18 protein-coding genes are annotated in these 19990 nt (G+C 64.3%); 4 read left to right on the top strand and 14 right to left on the bottom strand.

Translation table 11 applies throughout. The features are described 5' to 3' along the window. Positions 1 to 148: 148 nt before the first annotated feature. The 12 genes from flgL to M0D43_RS00450 form a co-directional block, all read right to left on the bottom strand. Positions 149 to 1354 (bottom strand): flagellar hook-associated protein FlgL, encoded by a 1206-nt coding sequence (flgL, locus tag M0D43_RS00505; protein ID WP_252163121.1) that lies wholly within the window; start codon positions 1352 to 1354, stop codon positions 149 to 151. Continuing rightward, positions 1354 to 3228: a flagellar hook-associated protein FlgK gene (gene flgK, locus M0D43_RS00500; protein ID WP_252163120.1), complete on the bottom strand. Its 1875-nt coding sequence runs from the start codon at positions 3226 to 3228 to the stop codon at positions 1354 to 1356. The genes flgL and flgK overlap by 1 nt, the downstream gene beginning before the upstream one ends. A gap of 11 nt (positions 3229 to 3239) precedes the next feature. After that, entirely contained in the window at positions 3240 to 4418 is a 1179-nt protein-coding gene (locus tag M0D43_RS00495; protein WP_252163119.1) for a flagellar assembly peptidoglycan hydrolase FlgJ, read from the bottom strand. Between the two features lies 1 nt (position 4419). Further along, positions 4420 to 5538 carry a flagellar basal body P-ring protein FlgI gene (locus tag M0D43_RS00490; RefSeq protein WP_252163118.1) on the bottom strand — a complete coding sequence of 373 codons (1119 nt, stop codon included), beginning with the start codon at positions 5536 to 5538 and terminating at the stop codon, positions 4420 to 4422. A 10-nt stretch (positions 5539 to 5548) separates the two neighbouring features. Then, complete coding sequence (gene flgH, locus M0D43_RS00485; RefSeq protein WP_019300291.1) at positions 5549 to 6241, bottom strand: flagellar basal body L-ring protein FlgH; 693 nt, start codon at positions 6239 to 6241, stop codon at positions 5549 to 5551. A gap of 38 nt (positions 6242 to 6279) precedes the next feature. Further along, a complete protein-coding gene (flgG, locus tag M0D43_RS00480) occupies positions 6280 to 7065 on the bottom strand; it encodes a flagellar basal-body rod protein FlgG (RefSeq protein ID WP_042822359.1) in 786 nt (261 codons plus the stop codon). Positions 7066 to 7895: 830 nt separating this feature from the next. Further along, on the bottom strand, positions 7896 to 8651 hold the full coding sequence (gene flgF, locus M0D43_RS00475) for a flagellar basal-body rod protein FlgF (protein WP_005921307.1): 756 nt from the start codon (positions 8649 to 8651) through the stop codon (positions 7896 to 7898). 143 nt (positions 8652 to 8794) lie between these two features. After that, complete coding sequence (flgE, locus tag M0D43_RS00470; protein ID WP_101364101.1) at positions 8795 to 10018, bottom strand: flagellar hook protein FlgE; 1224 nt, start codon at positions 10016 to 10018, stop codon at positions 8795 to 8797. Between the two features lie 31 nt (positions 10019 to 10049). Next, a complete protein-coding gene (locus tag M0D43_RS00465) occupies positions 10050 to 10715 on the bottom strand; it encodes a flagellar hook assembly protein FlgD (RefSeq protein ID WP_252163117.1) in 666 nt (221 codons plus the stop codon). Positions 10716 to 10752: 37 nt separating this feature from the next. Further along, positions 10753 to 11160 (bottom strand): flagellar basal body rod protein FlgC, encoded by a 408-nt coding sequence (flgC, locus tag M0D43_RS00460; RefSeq protein WP_005914451.1) that lies wholly within the window; start codon positions 11158 to 11160, stop codon positions 10753 to 10755. Positions 11161 to 11163: 3 nt separating this feature from the next. Continuing rightward, a complete protein-coding gene (gene flgB, locus M0D43_RS00455; RefSeq protein WP_011259201.1) occupies positions 11164 to 11562 on the bottom strand; it encodes a flagellar basal body rod protein FlgB in 399 nt (132 codons plus the stop codon). 335 nt (positions 11563 to 11897) lie between these two features. Next, positions 11898 to 12842: a chemotaxis protein CheV gene (locus M0D43_RS00450; protein ID WP_003482947.1), complete on the bottom strand. Its 945-nt coding sequence runs from the start codon at positions 12840 to 12842 to the stop codon at positions 11898 to 11900. Positions 12843 to 13119: 277 nt separating this feature from the next. Between M0D43_RS00450 and flgA the strand changes: the two genes are divergently transcribed. From flgA to M0D43_RS00430, 4 genes are all read left to right on the top strand, one after another. Beyond that, a complete protein-coding gene (flgA, locus tag M0D43_RS00445) occupies positions 13120 to 13764 on the top strand; it encodes a flagellar basal body P-ring formation chaperone FlgA (RefSeq protein WP_252163116.1) in 645 nt (214 codons plus the stop codon). 66 nt (positions 13765 to 13830) lie between these two features. Next, positions 13831 to 14142, top strand: coding sequence for a flagellar biosynthesis anti-sigma factor FlgM (gene flgM, locus M0D43_RS00440; RefSeq protein ID WP_014503328.1), 312 nt, complete (start codon positions 13831 to 13833; stop codon positions 14140 to 14142). A 15-nt stretch (positions 14143 to 14157) separates the two neighbouring features. Then, entirely contained in the window at positions 14158 to 14490 is a 333-nt protein-coding gene (locus M0D43_RS00435; RefSeq protein WP_252163115.1) for a flagellar protein FlgN, read from the top strand. A 166-nt stretch (positions 14491 to 14656) separates the two neighbouring features. After that, a complete protein-coding gene (locus M0D43_RS00430) occupies positions 14657 to 15883 on the top strand; it encodes an ATP-binding protein (RefSeq protein WP_260807662.1) in 1227 nt (408 codons plus the stop codon). Between the two features lie 144 nt (positions 15884 to 16027). Here M0D43_RS00430 and M0D43_RS00425 read toward each other — a convergent pair whose 3' ends face one another. Beyond that, complete coding sequence (locus M0D43_RS00425) at positions 16028 to 17749, bottom strand: EAL domain-containing protein (RefSeq protein WP_252163113.1); 1722 nt, start codon at positions 17747 to 17749, stop codon at positions 16028 to 16030. A gap of 3 nt (positions 17750 to 17752) precedes the next feature. Next, positions 17753 to 19885 (bottom strand): sensor histidine kinase, encoded by a 2133-nt coding sequence (locus M0D43_RS00420; RefSeq protein WP_252163112.1) that lies wholly within the window; start codon positions 19883 to 19885, stop codon positions 17753 to 17755. Positions 19886 to 19990 lie beyond the last annotated feature (105 nt).

Here is a 19990-nt window from a genome sequence, read left to right as displayed (position 1 = left end):
TAAGCGTTGTGTATCAAGGGGTTTGGTTTATTCGGCAGCACCCCGCCAATCTTTAGCGCTGGTATAACTCTTCGAAAAATAAACTCCGTCCTCCTGCGCAAATGCCCACGCGCAGGAGCGAAGAAAACGCAGGTTTTCTGCGGCACAATCAGCGGATCAGGTTGAACAACGACGACGACTGCATCTGCTGAAAAATGGTCTGAGCGGCCTGCAACGAGGCCTTCTCAAGTTGGTATTGCCCAATCGCCGAGGCGTAGTCCAGATCGCGGATCGACGACAGGGTGGTCTTGAGCGTGACTTCGTTGGATTCGAGCAAGGAGTTGGCGTTGTCGATGGCCGACAACTGCGCGCCACCGGAGGCGCGCGCATCGATCATCTTCGAAGACGCCTGCGCGATGTTGCGCATCGACGACTGCAAGGTGTTGATCATCGACGCCTTCTGCGGCGGGGTCAGCGTGTCCGAGTTCAGCGCGCCGACCAGGTCGTTGATGGTGGAGAACACGTCCTTGGTGCCGGAGGCGCCAATCTGGAAACTGTCGCCCGCCGCCGGCGCGCCGCTGATGCGCATACGCACGCCGGCCGCGTTGATGTCTTCGCCATCTTTATAAGTGCCGGTGCTGACCACCGCATTGCTGCTGTCGCGCACCTCATAGGTATTGGCGGCAGTGAACTGCACGCTGTAACTTCCACCGTTCCAGCTGCCGGTGCTGGCATCGCGGCTGAAATCCAGCAGCAAGCCGGTCCCGGTGTTGGCAGCGTTGGCGTGCGCGTCCACGGTGCCGTCGCCGGTGCGGACGCGCATGAAGATTTCGCTGCCAGGCAGGGTGTCGCTGACGAAGGTGTCCGGCGCCACTTCGACCTGCTTCTGGGTCTGGTCGCCGTTGTAGACGACGCCGCCATTGCTCTTGATGAACGGCGCGCTGCCATCGGCGGTGCCGCCGAACAGATAGCGCCCGGTGCCGTCGGTGCTGTTGGCCAGGCTCACCATGCTGTCGCGCAGTGCAGTCAGTTCCGAGGCGATCGCCTTGCGGTCATCGGGGCTGAGCGAGGAATTGTTGGCCTGCACCGCCAATTCGGTGACGCGCGCCATTTTGTCGCCGGCCTGCGAGAGCGCATTTTCCTGCAGCCCGAGGCGGTTCTGCACGTTGTTGGCGTTTTCGCCGAAGCGCGTGATTGCGGCCAGGGCGCGATCCAGACCGACCGCAGTGCCCGCGGCGACCGGGTCGTCCTTGGCGGTGACCAGGCGCTGGCCGCTGGACAGCTGCGATTCGAGCTGGTTCAGCCGCGTCTGCTTGGCGCCCATCGAGGCGACCGACTGGCTGTACATCATGCTGGTGGAGATACGGTCAGTCATCAGCGTACGGCACCCAGGATGGCTTGGAAGATGGTGTCGGCGGTGGAGATCATCTGTGCGGCGGCCTGGTAGGCCTGCTGCAGTTTCAGCATGTTGGCGGCTTCCTCATCGAGGTTGACGCCGGAAATCGAATCGCGGCTGGCCTGCGCCTGGTCGTTGATGACCTTTTGCGCATCGGCCGAATAGCTGGCCGCACGCGCGGCCGAACCCACCGATGTGGTCAGGCCAGACAGCGCGCCGTTGAGCGTGACCGTGCCACCGCTGAGTGCCTTGGCGTCGTCGATCTTGGCCAGCAATTTGGCATTGCCGTTGTCGCTGGAGCCGGCGCCCATCGGGCCGACGCCGAAGGTGTCACCTGCCTTGGGTGCGCCGTCCAGCGCGAAGCTCCAGCCGTTGGCGCTGATGGTCTGGCCGGGGGTGTAGGCGAACGGGCCGGCGCCATTGATGGTGTACTGGTTGGCGTCGATGAACTCGACCGACGACGGGGTCAGCAGCGCAGGGTTCTGCGCATTGGTGACCTTGACGTCGCTGATCTTGCCACTGCCCAGGTTGGCGAGGGTGGCGGTGGCCTTGACCGGGGTGGCCGCGGCAATGCGCGATGGGTCGGTGATGGCCACCGACAAGGTACCGGCCAGTCCAGCGGTGGGCTGCAGCAGGAATTTGTCGCCGTTGGCCGGCGTGCCGCCGACCACCATGCTCACGCCATTGAGCACCAGCGGGTTGGCCGCAGTGCCGGTGCCGGTCATCGGCACCGCAGAGCCAGTACTGGCGTTGGTGGCCTTCCAATTGGTGCCGTCGAAACTCAGCGTGACGTTCTGGCCGTCCACCGCGCTCATATTGCTGAAACTGGCGCTCAGCGATGCGCTGCCGGTATTGCTCGGGTTGGCGGCGGTGGTTGGCGAGCCGATGTTGAAGAAGTTGCCGCCCATCGCGCCATACAGATCCATACCCTGGCTGTGGCCGGCGTTGAACGTGCTGGCCATGCCCACGGCCAGGCGGCCGAGTTCGGCCTGGGTGGGCTCGAGCACGCTGCTGCGGAATTCCAGCAGGCCGCCGATCTGCCCGCCCAGCGAGTTGGCGCTAAGGCTGACGTTCTGACCCTGGGTCTGCAGCGCCACCTGCAGCTTGGTCGGCTGATACGGGTCGGCGACGGTGGTGAGCTTGGAGGAGGTGGTGCCCACCACCAGCGCCTGGCCACCGGCGGTGAAGACATTCATGAAACCGCCGTCCTGCATCACCGCGGTGCCGCCGGTATAGCCCACCAACTTGCTCACCAGCGCATCGCGCTGATCGAGCATGTCCGGCGCTGCGTTCTGCGCACTGCTGCCGATGGTGCCGTTGAGCTTGGCGATCTGCTGCGTCAAGCGGTTGACTTCGTCCACCGACGAGGTCAACCCGCTGTTGACCTCATTGCTCAGGCTATCCATCTGCCCGTTGAGTTGCTTGAAGCGCGTCGCCAGCGAGTTGCCGCTGTCGAGCATGCTCTGCCGTTCGGCAGTGGAAGAGGCGTTGGACGACACCGCGCTGGTGGAGTCGAAGAAGTTCGACCACAGCCCGGCCACGTTGGTGGCGGTGTTGGAATACAGCGCATCGACGCGGTTGGACAATGAGGACAGCTGCTGTAGGCGCGAGAGTTCGCCACCGCTGTCGAGCAGGCGCGAGATGGCCAGCTGGTCGGCGACCCGGCCCACATCGGTGATCTTGGCGCCATTGCCCACGAACGCGTAGCCCATGTCGGTGGGCGTGCGCGTTGCGAATTCCACACGTTGGCGGCTATAGCCTTCGGTATTGATGTTGGCGACGTTATGGCTAACGGTCGACAACGCCCGTTGGAAGGCGATGAGCGCGCTGGTCCCGGTGGACATGATGGACATGGGCGTTTACCTCAGCGACGGATGGTGCCAAGCCCGGCCGGCTCGGCGGTACTGGCATAGCGGTTGGACAAATCGGCCGCCGCATTGCCAATGGCGGCCACCGCACGGTCGATGGTCGGACCGTGAGCGATCGCCGCGATCTTGGCCGCATAGCCCGGATCGGTGGCGTACCCAGCCTGTTGCAAGCCGCGTGCAAAACCCTTGATATCGGTGCCGGCCTGCAGCGCGGGCTGGTAACGGCTGTTGTTCTTCAGCAGCCGCACGTAGTCGGCAAAGCTCTCTTCGGCCGAGCCATAGGCGCGGAAATCGGCGGTTTCGGTGGTTTTGACACCGTTGACGTATTCGTGGGTGCCGGTGGTGACCTTGTCGCCGCTCCAGCCGGTGGCCTTGATGCCGAACAGGTTGTTGGAATCGCCCCCATTGCCGATGCCGCGACGGCCCCAACCGGTTTCCAGTGCAGCCTGTGCCACCAGCGCGCGCGGGTCCACGCCCAGTTCGCGCGCGGCTTTCTGCGCATGTGTCCAGATCTTGGCGACGAAGCCTTCCGGCGTGCGTTCGCCCAGGCTTGCAGCTGCAGTGCTGGCGGCGCTTGCGTTGACTGCGGCATTGGCGTCGGCTGCGTCGCTGGCAGCGACATCGGCCCAGCGGTCGTTGGCCGACGGCCAGCTCAGTGCCGCGGCATCGTCGCCGCCGGCTTCGCCAGCGCCGGTGCGTCCGGCAATCAGATCCAGCACCTGGCTCATGCCGATGCCGCTCAGGTTGCCTGCGCCCAGGGCCGCCTTCGCGACGCTGCTGGTCGTGATCCCGCTGGCCGCACCATCGCGCGCAGGCAGCGGTAACGAGGCATCGCGCTTGCCGGCAACCAAGGAATACGCCTTGGCCGCTTCAGCGGTATTCAACGAGGTGTTCAGCGCCGGGCCGCCGGTGTCGCCACTGAGCTGCTTGGAAATCATCGCCGACAACCCCAGGCCCTTACCCTCGGTCAGCGCCTTGGCCATCTGTTGGTCGTACATTTCGCGGAACATCTGGTTTTCGCCCGGAAACATCGGGTCGCCGGAGCTCGCATCGCGCATGCTCTTGACCAGCATCTGCGCGAACTGTCCTTCGAGCTGACGTGAGACCTTGTCGATCTTGGCGGGATCGGCCTTGGTGCTCGGGTTGAGATCAATGGGCGAGGCTGCGATACGCATGTCAGATCACCTCCAGCTCCGCGGTGAGCGCACCGGCTTGCTTGAGCGCTTCCAGGATGGCTACCAGGTCGCCGGGAGCGGCGCCCACTTCGTTGACTGCGCGCACGATCTGATCGAGCGTGGTGCCGCCTTCAAACTTGAACATGCGGCTGCCTTCGGAGGTGGCCGTGATCGTCGATTGCTGGGTCACTGCGGTGCGGCCGCCGCTGAAGGCGCCCGGCTGGCTGACGTTGGTGTTTTCGCTGATGGTCACGGTGAGCGAGCCATGCGCAATCGCCGCTGGCATCACCCGCACCAGCTGGCCGATGACCACGGTGCCGGTACGTGCATTGACCACGACCTTGGCCGGTGCATCGCCGGGCGAGAGTTCGACGTTTTCCAGTCGCGACAACAGCCCGATCCGCGCGCCCGGGTCGGTCGGCGAGCGCACCGCCACGGTCACGCCGTCCACCGCACGCGCGGTACCGGCGCCGAAGCTGTTGTCGATCGCCGCAACCATGCGCGAGACGGTGGTGAAGTCGTTCTGATGCAGGTTGAGCGTGATCTCGCCGGTGCCGGCAAACACGTCCGGCAATGCGCGTTCGACGGTGGCACCGTTGGGAATGCGACCGACGCTGGGAATGTTGACCGACACCCGCGAGCCGTCCTTGCCCTGCGCGCCGAAGCCACCGACCACCAGGTTGCCCTGCGCCATCGCATAGACCTGGCCATCGGCGCCTTTCAGCGGTGCCATCAGCAGCGAGCCGCCACGCAGCGACACCGCGTTGGCGATCGAAGAGACGGTGATGTCGATCGGCTGGCCGGGCTTGGCGAACGGCGGCAATTCGGCGTGGATGGCCACGGCCGCGACGTTTTTCAACTGCGGGTTGACGTTCGCTGGAACATTGACGCCCAGTTCGCCGAGCAGGTTCTTCAGGCTCTGCACGGTGAAGGGCGCCTGGCTGGTGCGGTCGCCGCTACCGTCGAGGCCAACGACCAGACCGTAACCGACCAGCGCGTTGCCGCGCACGCCGCCGACCTGGGCAAGATCCTTGATGCGCTCGGCGCTGGCCGGCGCGGCGATCGCGCACAGCGCGACGGCGGCAGCCAGTAGACGGAAGGGCAGAGAAGACAGATTCATGGTCGCAGGCTCAGTAGGGCGACAGACGGGAATTGAAGAAGCGGCTCAGCCAGCCCATTGCGTTGGACTGCGCGATCGCGCCACGGCCGCCGTAGGCGATGCGCGCATCGGCCACCTTGCTGGAAGGCACGGTGTTGTCCGGGGCGATGTCGGCGGCGCGCACGATGCCTTGCACCTGCACCAGTTCGTCGCCCTGGGTCAGGCGCAGGTTCTTCTGCCCCTGGATCACCAGATTGCCGTTGGGCAGGCGCTGCATCACGGTGACGGTCACGCTGCCCTGCATGCGGTTGCTCTGCGCGGTGTTGCCCTTGCCGGCAAAGCTTCGGTCGCCGCTGGTGCTGTTTTCCAGCACGTTCAAGCCACCGACGGTGAGCGGCGCACCCAGCAACGTCGGCGCGCCCATGGTGGTGGCGTCTTTCTTGCTGATGCTGGTGTTGGCGGTGGACGAGGCGGTGGTGCTTTCGACCAGGTTCACCGTCAGCAGATCGCCGACATCGCGCGCACGGCGGTCGCCGTACAGGTTCAAACCCGGGCCTGCGGCGTAGATCGCGCCGGCCGTCGGCTGCGCCACCGGTGCAACCACCGGCACGATCGGCGCCAGTTCGGCGAACGGGCGTACATCGCCGGCGGCCACGCAGCCACCCAGCAGCGCGCTGCAGGCAATGGCGAGGCACAGGGAGGAGAGGGAAGGCAGGCGTGACATGGCGTTGATTCCTGAGAGGGCGACGAGCGGCGAACCGATCAGACGTTGTTGTTCAAGTAACCGAGCATCGAGTCGGTGGTGGAGATGGCCTTGGCGTTCATTTCGTAAGCGCGCTGCGTCTCGATCATGCTCACCAGCTCTTCCACCGTATTGACGTTGCTGCCCTCCAGCGCGCCCTGCACGGTGTTGCCCAGGCCGTTGAGGCCGGGGGTGCCGTTCTGCGCGGGGCCGGAAGCGGTGGTTTCGACGAAGAGGTTTTCGCCCTTGGCCTGCAGGCCCGAGGGATTGATGAAGTCGGTGAGCGTGAGCGCGCCGATTTCCTGTGCGGCAGCCTGGCCGGCGAGGGTGACGCTGATGGTGCCGTCGTTGCCGATGGTCAGCGACTGCGCGCCTTCCGGCACCTGGATGCCCGGTTGCAGCGGGTAGCCGCTGTTGGTAACCAGTTCGCCCTGGGCGTTGATCTGGAAGGTGCCGTCGCGGGTATAAGCAGAAGTGCCGTCGGGCATCTGCACTTCGAAGAAGCCGCGACCGTTGACCATCACGTCGAGCGCGCGGCCAGTCTGCTGCTGGCTGCCCTGGTCGAAGCCCTTGAACGTGGACACCACGCGCACGCCGGTACCCAGTTGCAGGCCGGTCGGCAGCTGTGTCTGCGCGGAGGTCGAGCCGCCGGGCGCACGCACTTGTTGGTACAACAGGTCTTCGAACGCGGCACGGTCGCGCTTGAAGCCGGTGGTATTGGTATTGGCCAGGTTGTTGGAAATGACCGACATGCGCGTCTGCTGCGCATCCAGTCCGGTTTTGGCGACCCACAAAGCCTGATTCATGACCCGATTCCTCGTTAGACCCGGGGATGTGTTCCGGGCACGGCTGGGTAGATGCACGTGCCGTGCCAAAGTCGCGTCGGATTTCTGCCAGCTGTGCGCGGGATCACGCGGAGCAGGGTGCGGCGGCCCGCGCGGGGCAGGGCTGATGGCAGCCAGGCCGAAGCGGTGAAGGCCTGCGCTGCAGACCAGACACTGTCCGATCGGTTACCGGTGAGCGAGGTGTTCGGCGACATGCGAATCCGTGCTGCTGCATGTGCACGCGCTCGACGCTTTGCCCGCTGGCGCTGCCACGCGGGCAAACACCTGGCTGGTCGAGGGCGTGATGCCCTCACCGCTCGCGGGACATGCCGTGAACTCTTGCCTGGTGGGCTCGATGGCCGTATCCATGCCGCCAACGGTCCCGCCATCGGCGAGGACACCGCACCAGACGGTTGCCGCCTGCTTTATTTAAACCTGCGGACAAGGACTCTATCGACAGGTCCTCGTCCGTGCGAGGTCGCGGGCGCTCATGCGTCATGGATGCTGCACAAGCGCCCACAAGGACGTGCTTGCGGCGTGTCCCGCGAGGGTGGGCGGGGCAAGGGCGCTGCAGCCAGGTCACACACCAGCCGCTCTTCAGCAAGGGCCCAGATCGGCAGCGTTGCCAGCCGCACAAACCTGGCCGACAACCATCGGTAGTCATCGTCAGCCGCGTACGAACCCGCTGCGAGACCGCAGGAGTCAAACGACATGCCACTGCGCCCGCGAGCCATGTCCGCTTGCGGTCGCCATCGAGGTGCTCGCCAGAGCCGCAGGCCAACCGGCGGTGGGGCGATGGGCGTCAGTCGCGCTTAACCGCTGACCCGCAACAGCGAATTGGCCGACTGCGCGTTGTCGTCGCCGTTCTTGATGATCTTGACCTGCATTTCGAACTGCCGCTGCAGCTGGATCATCTCCACCAGCGCGCCGGCCGCATCCACGTTGCTGCCTTCCAGCATGCCGCTGTTGATGGTCTTGCCGGTGGCCACCGCAAATGCCTGCGCCGGGTCGGTACTGGTGTTGCGCATCAGTCCGTCCGGGCGCCGCGTCAAACGGTCGGCGGGCGCGTCCACCACCTTCATCTTGCCGACGATGGCCATGGTCTGCGGGCCTTCGCCCTGCGGAATGATCGAGATGCTGCCATCGCTGCCGATCTCCATCGCCTGGTGCGGCGGGATTGTCATCGGGTTGCCGCCTTCATCGAGCACCGCATGCCCATTGGCGGTGACCAGCTGGCCGTTGGCGGTGAGTGCCAGCTCGCCGTTGCGGGTGTAGGCCTCGCTGCCGTCGGGCGACTGCACCGCCAGCCAGCGGTCCTGCTGCAGCGATACGTCCAGCGGGTTGCCGGTGACCTTCTGGTGGCCCTGGCTGCGGTCGAAACCCTGGTCCACATGCAGCGCGTCGATCCGCGACGGATAGCCCTTGCCCTGGATCTTGAACGCCTCGGTATTGGCCAACGCAGCCTTGAACCCCACCGTATCGACGTTGGCGAGATTGTGCGACACGGTGCCCTGCGCCTGCAGGGAGGCGCGGGCGCCGGTCATCGCAACGTAGAGAGCTTTGTCCATGAGGCACCGGGAATCGGGAATGGAGAATGGGGAATCGCAAAGGCGGGATTGCTGGAGACTGGAAGAAGGGGGCAAGGCCGGCATCCGATACACGCAATGCCAGCTCCTACGACTCCCGATTCCCCACTCCCGCTTCCCAGCCGTTAACGAATATTGATGATCGTCTGGGTGACCTGATCCTGGGTCGAGATCATCTGCGAGTTGGCCTGGAAGTTGCGCTGGGCCACGATCATGTTCACCAGCTGCTCGGTCAGGTCGACCGTGGACGATTCCAGCGAGCCGGATTCGATCTGGCCCAGATCCGACGTGTCTGGCGCACCGGTGCGCGCGGCGCCGGAGGTGTAGCTTTCGGCCCACATGTTGTTGCCCTGCGACTGCAGGCCCTGCGGGTTGACGAAGCTGCTCAGCGCGACCTGGCCCAGCGGCTTGTCGGCACCGTTGGAGTAGCGCGCGAACACCACGCCGCCGGTGTCGATGCTGATCTCGTTGAGCTTGCCGCTGGCATAACCGTCCTGGCGGGTGTCGCGCAGCGCGAAGGCTTCGCCGTACTGGGTCGAGCCGCTGACATTGAGCTGCATGTTCAGCACGCCCGCGCCGGTGCTCGGGGTGAACGGGTCCATCGTGATGATGCCGTTGGCCGGGGTGGTCAGCGAGCCGGTGTTGGAGAACTGCAGCGTGGTCGGCGCACCGACCGCCGCACCGTCCACGTAGTTGTGCACCTGCCATTCGTTCGGATTGGCGGTCTTGACGAAATACGAGGTCTGCACGTGGCTGACGCCCAGCGAGTCATAGACGTTGATGCCGCCGGTGGAATGGCTGTAGGTCTTGTCGTCGGCCGGGCTGAACGGGGTCACCGTCGGCGCGGTGGCATTGCCGGGCAGGGTGAAGGCCAGGTTGACCGTGGAGGTCGACTTGGGCGGGCTGTCGGTGGTCAGCAACTGCAGGTCCGACAGGCGGCCCACGTCGAAGCCATTGCCGCTCGGGTTGGGAGCGAACACCTGCAGGCGCGCACCCTGCGGATTGACCACGTAGCCGTTGGCATCGGTCTGGAAGTTGCCTGCGCGGGTGTACATCTTGGCGCCGTTGGAGGTCACGGTGAAGAAGCCCTCGCCGGAGACCGCCAGGTCCAGGCTGCGTCCGGTCGGGTCGATATTGCCCTGCGAGAACTGCTGCGCCACGTTACTGACCCGCACGCCCGAACCCACCGCATTGCGCGACAGGCCGTAGCTGGTGCTCTGGAACATGTCGGCGAACTCGGCGCGCGATTCCTTGAACCCGGTCGTGTTGACGTTGGCGATGTTGTTGGACGTAACGTTCAGATCGGCATTGGCTGCGTTGATGCCGGACAACGAGGTATTGAAAGCCATGGATGAGGTCCTTTAAGTGTCGGTTGCCGGCTCAGCTGACGCGGAGCACGTTGGCGAGCGGGGAAGTGCCTAGCCCGGTCAGATTGAGATACAGACCGTCCGAGCCGATCGTGACGCTGTCCACCGGTGCATCGACATAGGTGGGCAACTTGCTTTTGGAGCCGGCGGTGTCGGTCTGGGTGGCGGTCACGCCGTATTTGCCGGCGGCCATGCGGTTGCCGTTGGCATCGGTGCCATCCCAGGCGAACGACACTTCACCGGCGGCGCTGGACGGCACGCTGATCTGTTTGACGAAGGCCCCGTTGGCGTCGGTGATTTCAAAATTGACGGTGCCGGCCGAGGTCGCGGCGACCACGCCCTTTGCCGAGCCGGTGGCATCGATCGCCACCTGCGCCGAGGGCACCAGCACGTTGTGACCAACCAGCGCCGCGCCCTTGAGCACCTGATCGCTGCTCATCGACGTTGAGAAATTGCTGACCTTGGTATTGAGGTCGCCGATTCCCTGCACGGTGGAAAACTGCGCCAATTGGCCAAGAAACGCGCTGTTTTCCATCGGTTTGAGCGGGTCTTGGTGCTGCAGCTGCTCGGTCATCAATTTGAGGAAGTCGGCCTGGCCGAGCGACTCCTCTTTTTTGGTGGTTTTGCTGCTGGTACTCAGGCCCAAGTTTTTGTAGATATCGCTGGCGATCGTGCTCATCTGGAGGATTCCGTTGGTATGGGGCAGCTAGGAAGGGTCAGCGACCCATGGTCAGGGTCGCGAGCGCCAGTTCCTTGGCGGTATTGAGCATTTCCACGCCTGCCTGGTAATTGCGCGAGGCGGAAATCATGTTGACCATCTGCGAAACCGGGTCCACGTCGGGCGAGAACACATAGCCATCGGCATCGGCCAGCGGGTGGCCGGGCTCGTATCGGCGGATCGGCGGCGCATTGGTGGTGGTGATCTCTTTGACGTTCACCGAGGTCAGGCTGGGGTCCTGCCGGCTTTGCTGGGCCTGGAAGATCGGTTCGATCGGCTTGTAGGTGGCCTCGGCCGAGCCTGCGACCGAGTCCGCATTGGCCAGGTTGGAGGCGATGGTGCTCAGGCGGACCGACTGCGCGTGCAGCGCCGAGCCGGCCACATCGAAAATGGGAAGGTTGCTCATGATTTATTGGCCCGTGATCGCGGTGAGCATCGAGCGCACCTTGGATTCGAGGAAGCTCAGCGATGCGCGGTATTCCAGCGCGGCGCGGCCGTAGGCGGCGCGTTCGGCGTCGGGATCGACGGTATTGCCGTCAAGGCTGGGCTGATCGGATTCGCGGGTGATCTGGAACGGGTTGAGCCCGCCGCCGCCCACTGCGTAGTGCTTGGCGTCGGTGGTTTGCATCAAGCCGCCGTCCTGCTCGCCCTGCGCCGACTTCAGCGCCGCCTCGAAGTTCAGGTCTTTGGCCTTGTAGCCGGGCGTGTCCACATTGCTCAGATTGCTGGCAATGAGCTTCATGCGCTGCTCGCGCAGCGCCAACGCGTCGCCATGGACGCCGAGGAACGAAGAGAAGGGACTGGACACGGTGCTCTCCCGCGAAGTGTTGCAAGGGAGAAAGCAATGTTTGTGCCAATTGAGGCGGTACGGGCCGCGCAACGCGGAGAATGATCGGCGCTGCCGACGAACGGCAGCTGGCCGTCCGGAAGACGCGTTGGACCCGTGTCCGTCACGACGTTCGCTTCAATCAAGGGTGGCAAGCTGCGAAGGTTCGGCATTCCCTGGGGCGCGGTCTGGCGTCGCAGATATCACTCGAGCGCGCGTCGACGCACCGACCCAATCCCTAAGCCGCGGTGCGCTTGCAGCCCGGTACAGCGCCTTGTCCCCGCGATCGGCGCCGGTCCGGCGGCCGATCGACCTGCTCAGGCCGCTTCGGCGACCACTTTCAGGCGAGCCAGCACGTAATCGGCCAGTTCGTGGGCGCTGTACTTGGCCACGAAGGCGTTGGCGCCCACCTGCTCGACCATGGCGTTGTTGAACACGCCCGATAAGGAGGTATGCAGCAGCACGTACAGGCCCTGCAGGCCCGGTGTGCGCCGGATTTCCGTCGTCAGCGTATAGCCGTCCATTGCCGGCATTTCGATATCGGAGATCACCATGGCATAGCGGTCGGCCGGGTTTTCGCCCGATGCCGCCACCTGCAGTAGGTGGTCCAGCGCCTGACGGCCGTCGGACAGCAGGGTCGCCGAAACGCCCAGCTGGTCGAGCACGCTGCGGATCTGCTGACGCGCCACGCGTGAATCGTCCACCACCAGTACCTGGAATTGGCGGTCGTAGGCCACCAACTGCAGCGACGGGTCCAACTGCACGTCCTTGCTGACCTTTGCGATGTCGGCCAGCACGCTTTCCACGTCGATGACCTGGATCAGCTCGCCCTGGAACCGTGTCACTGCCGTCAAATAAGTGGCTTCGGCGCCGAGCTCCGGCGGCGGATGGATATCTTCCACCGCAATATTGACGATGCGCTCCACGCCGCTGACCAGAAACCCCTGGACCGAGCGGTTGAACTCGGCCACTACTAGATAGCCGGGGCCGTTTTCGGAGTGCGAATCGCGCTCCGGGTGGCCGATGGCCAGGCCCAGATCCAGTACCGGCACCGACCGCCCGCGCACGTCGGCAACGCCGGCGAACTCGGTCGGCAGGCCGGGCACCTGGAACAGCTCCGGCCGGCGCAGCACTTCCTGGACCTTGAAGACGTTGACGCCAAAAAGCTGGCGTCCGCCCAGCCGGAACAGCAGCAGGGCCAGTCGGTTGTGGCCAGCCAGTCGGGTGCGCTGGTCGATGCGGTTGAGCAGATCGTGGGTCATGGGGCAGATATCGACAGCGCCCCTGGAAAACTTGAGTGGTTTTACGGTTGGCGTGGGGCGCTGTCGGGAATGGGGAATGGGGAATTGCAAAAGCGGAGGGCTTTTTGCAGCAAGCCCGAGGCGAAGGACCTTGCTGTGACGTACTTACGGCGTTCACTAAGCAAATCGCACATCAGCAACGAAGACCGACCAAGGCTCAGCCCCCGACCGATTCCCGATTCAAAAAACAGGCACGCCTCTTGCACTGTCTGTTCCGTCTTCCTCCGGATCTGGTCCCATGCGCCTGCTCCTGCTTGTCATCTTGTCGGCTGCCGCTCCGGCCTGGGCCCAGAGCTATCAGTCTGTCGATTCCATCCGCGCCGCGGCGCTGGCCACTGTCGGCCCGGACGCCGAGGCCGAGGCCACGCTCGATCCGGGTCTGCGCATGCCGGCCTGTCCGATCGCGCTGCAGGCCCAGCCCACCGGCACCAACACCGTCGAAGTGGCCTGCCCGCAGCCGGCCGGCTGGCGCCTGTTCGTGCCGCTGAAGGTGCGCCGCAACCAGGATGTCCTGGTGCTGCGCCGTGGCATCAGCGCTGGAGAAACCATCTCGCTGGCCGATATCAGTATCGAGAAGCGTGACGCTGCCCGCATCGTCGGTGCGGTGCTGGCCGATCCGGTGGCCGCAGTAGGCAAGACTGCCCGTCGCGTCCTGCCGGCCGGCTCGCTGCTCTCGGCCAACGATCTGGTGACGCAGCGGCTGGTCCGGCGTGGCGACACCGTCCCGCTGGTCTCGCGCAATGGCGGGCTGGAAGTGCGCATGAGCGGTCGCGCGCTGTCCGATGCCGGCGAGAACGAGCGCGTCTCGGTAGAGAATTCGTCCTCGCGCCGGGTGGTGCAGGGCATTGTTGAAGCGAGCGGAACCGTTGTGGTCTCCAGGTGAAAAATTTCTATAAAGTTTTTTTTCTGGGTGCCGTTATCCCCTACGACCTGTAGAGGAGTTCCTGACATGACCCAGAAAATTGAAGGCAATCTACCGACCGCTGCCACCCTTCGCACCGCGGCCACCAGCAGCAAGATCGCTTCGGCCGGCGAAGATCGCGCGTCTCCAGTAGCCGCCACCCCGCCGACCGACAGCGTCAAGTTGACCGGCGAAGCCACCAACCTGCAGAACCTGCAGCGCGAGCTTTCGCAGTCCTCGGCGATCGACACCGGTCGCGTCCAGGCGGTGAAGGATGCATTGCAGAACGGCAGCTATTCCATCAACCCGGATGCCATCGCCAGCCGCATGATGGATCTGAATCAGCAACTGGCGGGTTGATCCCCGACTGAAAGGATGAACGTGAACGAGTTCCTGCAACGTCTCAGCGATGCGCTGGCCGGCGAACGCCAGGCATTACTCGAGAACGACATCGATGCGTTGATGCGACACACGCAGGACAAGCTGTCGGCGCTGCAAGCGCTCGAAGCGGCGATGCCTGCCGGCGAAGAAGAGCGCCTGCGTGAGCTGGCAGAAGCCAACCGCGCCAACGGCGCGCTGCTGGCACGCCGACGCCGCGAAGTGAACTGGGCGCTGCGTCACCTGGGCCGCACCGAAAGTGCGCCGTCTTACGATGCCAAGGGGCAATCGAGCGTGCTGCGCGGCGGGCGTTCGTTGGCGGTGGCCTGAGTCGCAGATTGTTTTGCAGCACACCGGGTTGCAGATAACGCAGCACGCCTGCGTCAGCCGGCATGCCTTGTTCGGTCTGCGACACACCGCCGGGTAATGCAAAACAGCGATACGGCGCGTCAATGGTTCGGCGTATATTGAGCTGTCCTCTACGCTGCCCGCTCCCGTGACCGCCAAGTTTTTTCTCAATCAAGCCTTATTGCCGTCCTCGGACATCCTGCGCGCCTTCGGCGACCAGATGCTGGAGGGCGTGCTGCTGTTCCGCGCAGACGGAAAGCTGATTCTTGCCAATGCCATTGCACGCCAAAGCCTGTGCAAGGAAGACCCCGGCGACGACCGCAATCTGGGCGAGCGGATTTCGCAGGTATTGCCATCGGACGCACTCAATCAAGCGCGCAGCAAGGGGAGTTGGACCGGCAGCCTGCCGGTGGCCGACCGCGTGGTCATTGCGCATCTGTATTTCAACGACGAGTGCGGCGTCGGGCATTTTCTGGCGCTGTTCCACAATATCGAAGGCCAGCAGGATTACGAGCGCGAGCTGCAACAGCGCCACGCCGAATTACGCCAGGCCTATCTGCGCTTGAACGGTGCGCAGGACAAACTGCTGCAATCGGAAAAGATGGCATCCATCGGCCAGTTGGCTGCGGGCGTAGCGCACGAAATCAATAATCCGATCGGTTACGTGCACTCCAATCTGGGCAGCTTGCAGGAATATCTGCGCAGCCTGTTCACCCTGATCGAAGCCTATGAGCGCGCGCTGCAGGCGCCGGACCCGAAGGCGCTGATTCCGGAAATCGACGAGATCCGCAACCGCGCCGACATCGATTTCATCAGCCGCGATCTGCCGCAATTGATGGCCGAATCGCGCGAAGGCATCGAGCGGGTGACCCGCATCGTGCGCGACCTCAAGGACTTCTCGTACTCGGACCGGTCCGAGTCGTGGAAGATGGTCGACCTGCACGCCGGTCTGGAATCCACCATCAACATCATCTGGAACGAGCTCAAGTACAAGGTCACGCTGGAGCGCAATTACGCCGAGCTACCGCTGGTGGAGTGCCTGCCCTCCGAGCTCAACCAGGTGTACATGAATATGCTGCTCAACGCCGGCCAGGCCATCGTCGAGCGCGGCACGATCGTCGTGACCACCGGTCGCGATGAAGCAGAGAACGTTTGGATCCAGTTTCAGGACAGCGGCGCCGGCATCGCCCCGGATCTCCTGCAACGCATCTTCGACCCGTTTTTCACCACCAAACCGGTGGGCAGCGGCACCGGTCTGGGCCTGTCGATTTCCTACGGCATCATCAACAAGCACCACGGCCGCATCGACGTCGAAAGCACCCCGGGGCAGGGCGCCAGTTTCCGCATTGTGCTGCCGATCCGGCAGCCGCGGTAGCGCTTCGCGCTGGGAATCGGGAGTGGGGAATCGGGAATCGGTAAAGCGTCGTTTGCTTGTGATTTGCGCTTGACGCGTCAATTGAAAATCTCGGGAACATGCAGGGCCAGTGCACTGCTTTCCCTATTCCCTATTCCCTATTCCCTATTCCCTGCCGTTACGCAGCTCATCATGCGTGCGAAATGCCTGACGAATATGCTCGCGCAGCTCGTCGTCGTTCCAGGGCTTGGTCAGGAAGCGGTAGATTGCGCCGCGGTTGATCGCTTCGGTGACCGTGGCAAGGTCGGTGTAGCCGGACAGCACCAGGCGCACGGTGTCGGGGTAGAGCATCTTGACCCGGCCCAGGAACTCGGTGCCGCTCATGTCGCTCATGCGCTGGTCCGAGAGGATCACCTGCACATCGTTGGTGGCGAGCAGATCGAAGGCGTCGCGCACGTTGCCGGCCGCCAGAATCCGGTAGCCGTCGCGGCGAAACAGACGCACCAGCGAGCGCAGTACGTTCTCTTCGTCGTCCAGCAGCAGCAAGGTGCGGTCGGGGCGGCTTTCGGCAAACGATTCCGGGCGCAGATAGCGTCGACGTAACGCCATGCCGGCCGATTCCGCCGACATCGGCTCGCCAAATAAATAGCCCTGGAAAATGTCGCAATCGTTGCGACGCAGGAAGCCCAGCTGCGCCTGCGATTCCACGCCATTGGCAATGACCGTCATGCCGAGCTGGTGACCCATGGCGATGATCGCGCGCGCAATCGCCGCCTCGCGGCTGCCGGCCGGTGCGCTCTTGATGAAGCTGCGGTCGATCTTCAGCCGGTCCACCGGGTAGCGCACCAGTGCGCTCAGACTGGAGTCGCCGGTGCCGAAGTTGTCCAGACTCAGGCTAATGCCTTCGTTGCGTAGGTTGGCCATCGTCTCGTGGACGAAATTGACGTTGTTGGTCAAGGCGCTTTCGTTGATCTCCAGCGTGACGAACTGCGCCGGCACGCCGGCGGTCTGCAGCATCGCCATTACTTCGTTGAAGAAGCCCGGGCGCAGCAGCTGCAGCGTAGAGACGTTCACGGCAATGCTGAAGTCATCGAAGCCCTGGTCGCGCCATAGACGCGCCTGACGCACCGCGTTCTGCAGGACCCATTCGCCGATCTGTACGATCACGCCCAGACGCTCGGCGGTGCGCATGAAGCGCTCAGGTACCAGCATGCCCAGGGTCGGCGACTGCCAGCGCAGCAGCGCTTCCATGCCGACGATGCGGCCGTCGCGCGCGCTCACCAGCGGTTGGTAACGCAGGCGCAATTCGCCGTGCGGAATCGCATCGACGATCTGCCGCGCAATGATGCTTTCGCTATGCGCGTTGGTGGCCGAGTTGCGCGTGTACAGCCTTACCGTGTTGCCGCCTTCGCGCGCCGCCTGATAGCTGGCTTCTTCGGCGTAATCCAGGAGCGTGGAGAGCGAGGTGGAATGCTCCGGACACAGGCTGATGCCGACCTTGCCAGTCATGAACAAGGTGTACGGCAGCACCGACAGTGGCAGTTCCAGTTGCTGGCGGATTTCTTCGGCGAAGTCTTCCGGCAGCGGCGTCTCTTCGCGACGCACAGCCACCACGATCATCTCATCGCTGCCATGACGCCACAGTTTGCCGCGGGTTCCGAGAAACTCTTGAAGGCGGCGCGCTGCCAGCGTCAGCGCCTGGTCGCCGACCTCGCCACTCATGTTCTCGTTGATCGAGGCGAAGTGATCGATGTCGACGTGGAAAATCATCAGCGGCGGGCCGCCGGATGCGGCCGCATCCACCAAGTGCAGCAAGTCGGGGTTGCCCGCGCCAAGCCGTGTGGGCTTGACGACTTCCAGTCCGGGCGGAATGACAGGGTTCCACATGACTCAACGTCCACCATCGTCGTGGACGGACTCGCCGACCGGGTGATAGGGCAGGCGCAACGTCACGCGCGTACCTGCTCCGGGTGCTGATTCTATCGCGAGCGTGCCGCCCACGGTCTGCGCACGCTCACGCATCACGATCAGGCCCAGGCCACGGGGGCCTTCCGGTTCGAAGCCATCGCCATCATCGCTGACTTCCAGCCGGAAACTGTCGCTGTCGATCGAATACAGACGCAGGCGTACTTCGCCCGCGCAGGCGTGCCGCAGCGCGTTAGTGAGGCTCTCCTGCGCGATCCGGAAGCAAGCTTGCTCGATCTCGTTGCCCGGTCGTTCTCCGAGCGCCTGGATGTCCAGCTCCAGCCGGACCTGCGAGGCACGGAACAACATCGACGCCTGCCAGCGCAAGGCGGCCTCCAGGCCCAAGGCATCGAGTTGTGGCGGACGCAACAGCATCGACAGATTGCGCAGCTTGGTCACCGTGCTGTCGGCCAGCGACACCACTTCCAGCAGGTCCTCGCGGCGCGCGTCTGCGTCCGGCTCATCCAGGGCTGCATGCGCGGAGAGCTTCATCGCGGTGATCGCCTGCCCGATTTCGTCATGCAGATCGCGCGAGATGGCGCGGCGTTCGTCTTCCTGCAGCGAGAACAGCCGCTTGGCCATCGCCTGCAGTTCGGCATTGCTCTCGGCCAGGGCATCGCGCATGCGCTCGGGTTCGCTCAGGTCGCGCACGACCAGTAACTTGCAGCTGCGCCCGCCATAGCGGATGTCGCCGGCTGACAGGCCGGCGTAGAAGGTACTGCCATCGCGACGCCGCATTGCACGTGCGCTGGAGACCGGCTCGTTGCGATCGCTACCTGCACGCAGGTATTCGCGCACCACCGGCAGGTCGTTGTCGCCGACCAGGGTCTGCAGCGGCTCGCCCAGGATGGTTTCGCCCTGAAAGCCGAACTGGGCGGAGCCGGCCGCGTTGGCGTACATCACATGCTCGTCGGCGAGGATCAGCACGCCGTCGGGCAGCACGCGCACGAGTTCGCGAAACTGTTCCTCGCGTTCGCGCAGCAGCCGGCGCGATTGCTCGCGTTCGCTTACGTCCTGCAAGGTCCCGTGCACATGGCGCGTGCCGCTGGGGCTGGTCACGCTTTCCGCGCGCAGGTGCACGGTGCGCGGTTGCGAATCACCACCGGTCAGCGGCAGCAGCACGTCGATCTGCACCTCGCCACCGGTACACATGTCTTCGATCATGCGTTCGATGCGCGTCTGGGTGGCGGTGTCGGACGCGGTCAGCAACTCCTCCAGCCGATGTTCGCGGCGATGCATCGGCACGCTGCGCCCCAGGATGCGATAGACCGCCGACGAATAACGGCCGAGGCCGGTGGCACGATCCAGCTGCCAGGAGCCCAACCGCGCGATGCTCTGCGCTTCTTCCAGGCGTTCAAGCGCCTCGTCGCGCAGATGCTGCGCCTGGCGCTCTTCGCTGCGGTCCACGGTGACCACCAGGCGGGCAGGGCCGCTGGACAGATGGAGCTGGTTGCTGCGTACCTCGACATGCCGCAGGCCGCTGCGTGTGAGCAGGTCTTCGTTCAGCACACAGGTGGCATCTCCCTTGCCCCGGATTTGCGCAATAACCTCTTCCAGCCGCTCGCCATCGGCGTTGGGCCAGATCGCCTGCAGCGTCTGCTGCAGGAACTCGTCGCGCTCCCAGCCGAAGAATTCCAGCGCCGCCGGATTGGCATCGAGGATGCGCATCGTGGCCAGGTCGTAGATGAAGGCAGGGCTGGGCAGGGCCAGGAACTTGGCCTGCAGCAAGGCTTCGGACTGCGCCAGCTGTGCGTACTCGTCCACGATCAACCTGGCGAAGCGGCGCAGCACCAGGTGGATGACGATGCTGGACAGCACCAGAAAGCTCGCGTCCGACCAGCGCTCCGGCACGACGGCACCGGCCAGGTTGAGCAGCCGGTTGCCCAGGAGCAGCCAGACCACGCCGACCAGCAGATACAGGCCGGTCAGGGTCCACAGGCCTTGCTGCAGGCGTTCGGCGAGGCGGAGACAGGAGACGGGGGCGGACGAAAACGCGGGCGCGGCGACGGGCTGTTGCATGGATCCGCGGACGACCTTGGGTGCTGACGATACGGCCATCTTAGCCGTAACTCGGGCCGGTTCGGTCCAGCGCGAAACAGGTGGCTCAACTAATCGGCGGCACGGCCGTTATCCATTGCGACTCCGAAAGCCGGAGCCGATTCT

It is taken from the genome of Xanthomonas prunicola, assembly GCF_025266575.1.
In the GTDB taxonomy this organism is placed as follows: domain Bacteria; phylum Pseudomonadota; class Gammaproteobacteria; order Xanthomonadales; family Xanthomonadaceae; genus Xanthomonas; species Xanthomonas prunicola.
Note: the sequence above shows the minus strand (reverse complement) of the source record. Positions and strands in the feature narration are given on the sequence as shown.

Coding starts and splice junctions, on each gene's coding strand:
- M0D43_RS00425 (WP_252163113.1), bottom strand. CDS start 17,749: ATGTGGAACCCTGTCATTCCGCCCGGACTGGAAGTCGTCAAGCCCACA.
- flgM (WP_014503328.1), top strand. CDS start 13,831: ATGACCCAGAAAATTGAAGGCAATCTACCGACCGCTGCCACCCTTCGC.
- M0D43_RS00465 (WP_252163117.1), bottom strand. CDS start 10,715: ATGAGCACGATCGCCAGCGATATCTACAAAAACTTGGGCCTGAGTACC.
- flgH (WP_019300291.1), bottom strand. CDS start 6,241: ATGTCACGCCTGCCTTCCCTCTCCTCCCTGTGCCTCGCCATTGCCTGC.
- M0D43_RS00490 (WP_252163118.1), bottom strand. CDS start 5,538: ATGAATCTGTCTTCTCTGCCCTTCCGTCTACTGGCTGCCGCCGTCGCG.
- flgL (WP_252163121.1), bottom strand. CDS start 1,354: ATGACTGACCGTATCTCCACCAGCATGATGTACAGCCAGTCGGTCGCC.
- M0D43_RS00435 (WP_252163115.1), top strand. CDS start 14,158: ATGAACGTGAACGAGTTCCTGCAACGTCTCAGCGATGCGCTGGCCGGC.
- flgK (WP_252163120.1), bottom strand. CDS start 3,228: ATGTCCATCATGTCCACCGGGACCAGCGCGCTCATCGCCTTCCAACGG.
- M0D43_RS00420 (WP_252163112.1), bottom strand. CDS start 19,885: ATGGCCGTATCGTCAGCACCCAAGGTCGTCCGCGGATCCATGCAACAG.
- flgF (WP_005921307.1), bottom strand. CDS start 8,651: ATGGACAAAGCTCTCTACGTTGCGATGACCGGCGCCCGCGCCTCCCTG.
- flgA (WP_252163116.1), top strand. CDS start 13,120: ATGCGCCTGCTCCTGCTTGTCATCTTGTCGGCTGCCGCTCCGGCCTGG.
- flgC (WP_005914451.1), bottom strand. CDS start 11,160: ATGAGCAACCTTCCCATTTTCGATGTGGCCGGCTCGGCGCTGCACGCG.
- M0D43_RS00450 (WP_003482947.1), bottom strand. CDS start 12,842: ATGACCCACGATCTGCTCAACCGCATCGACCAGCGCACCCGACTGGCT.
- flgG (WP_042822359.1), bottom strand. CDS start 7,065: ATGAATCAGGCTTTGTGGGTCGCCAAAACCGGACTGGATGCGCAGCAG.
- flgE (WP_101364101.1), bottom strand. CDS start 10,018: ATGGCTTTCAATACCTCGTTGTCCGGCATCAACGCAGCCAATGCCGAT.
- M0D43_RS00495 (WP_252163119.1), bottom strand. CDS start 4,418: ATGCGTATCGCAGCCTCGCCCATTGATCTCAACCCGAGCACCAAGGCC.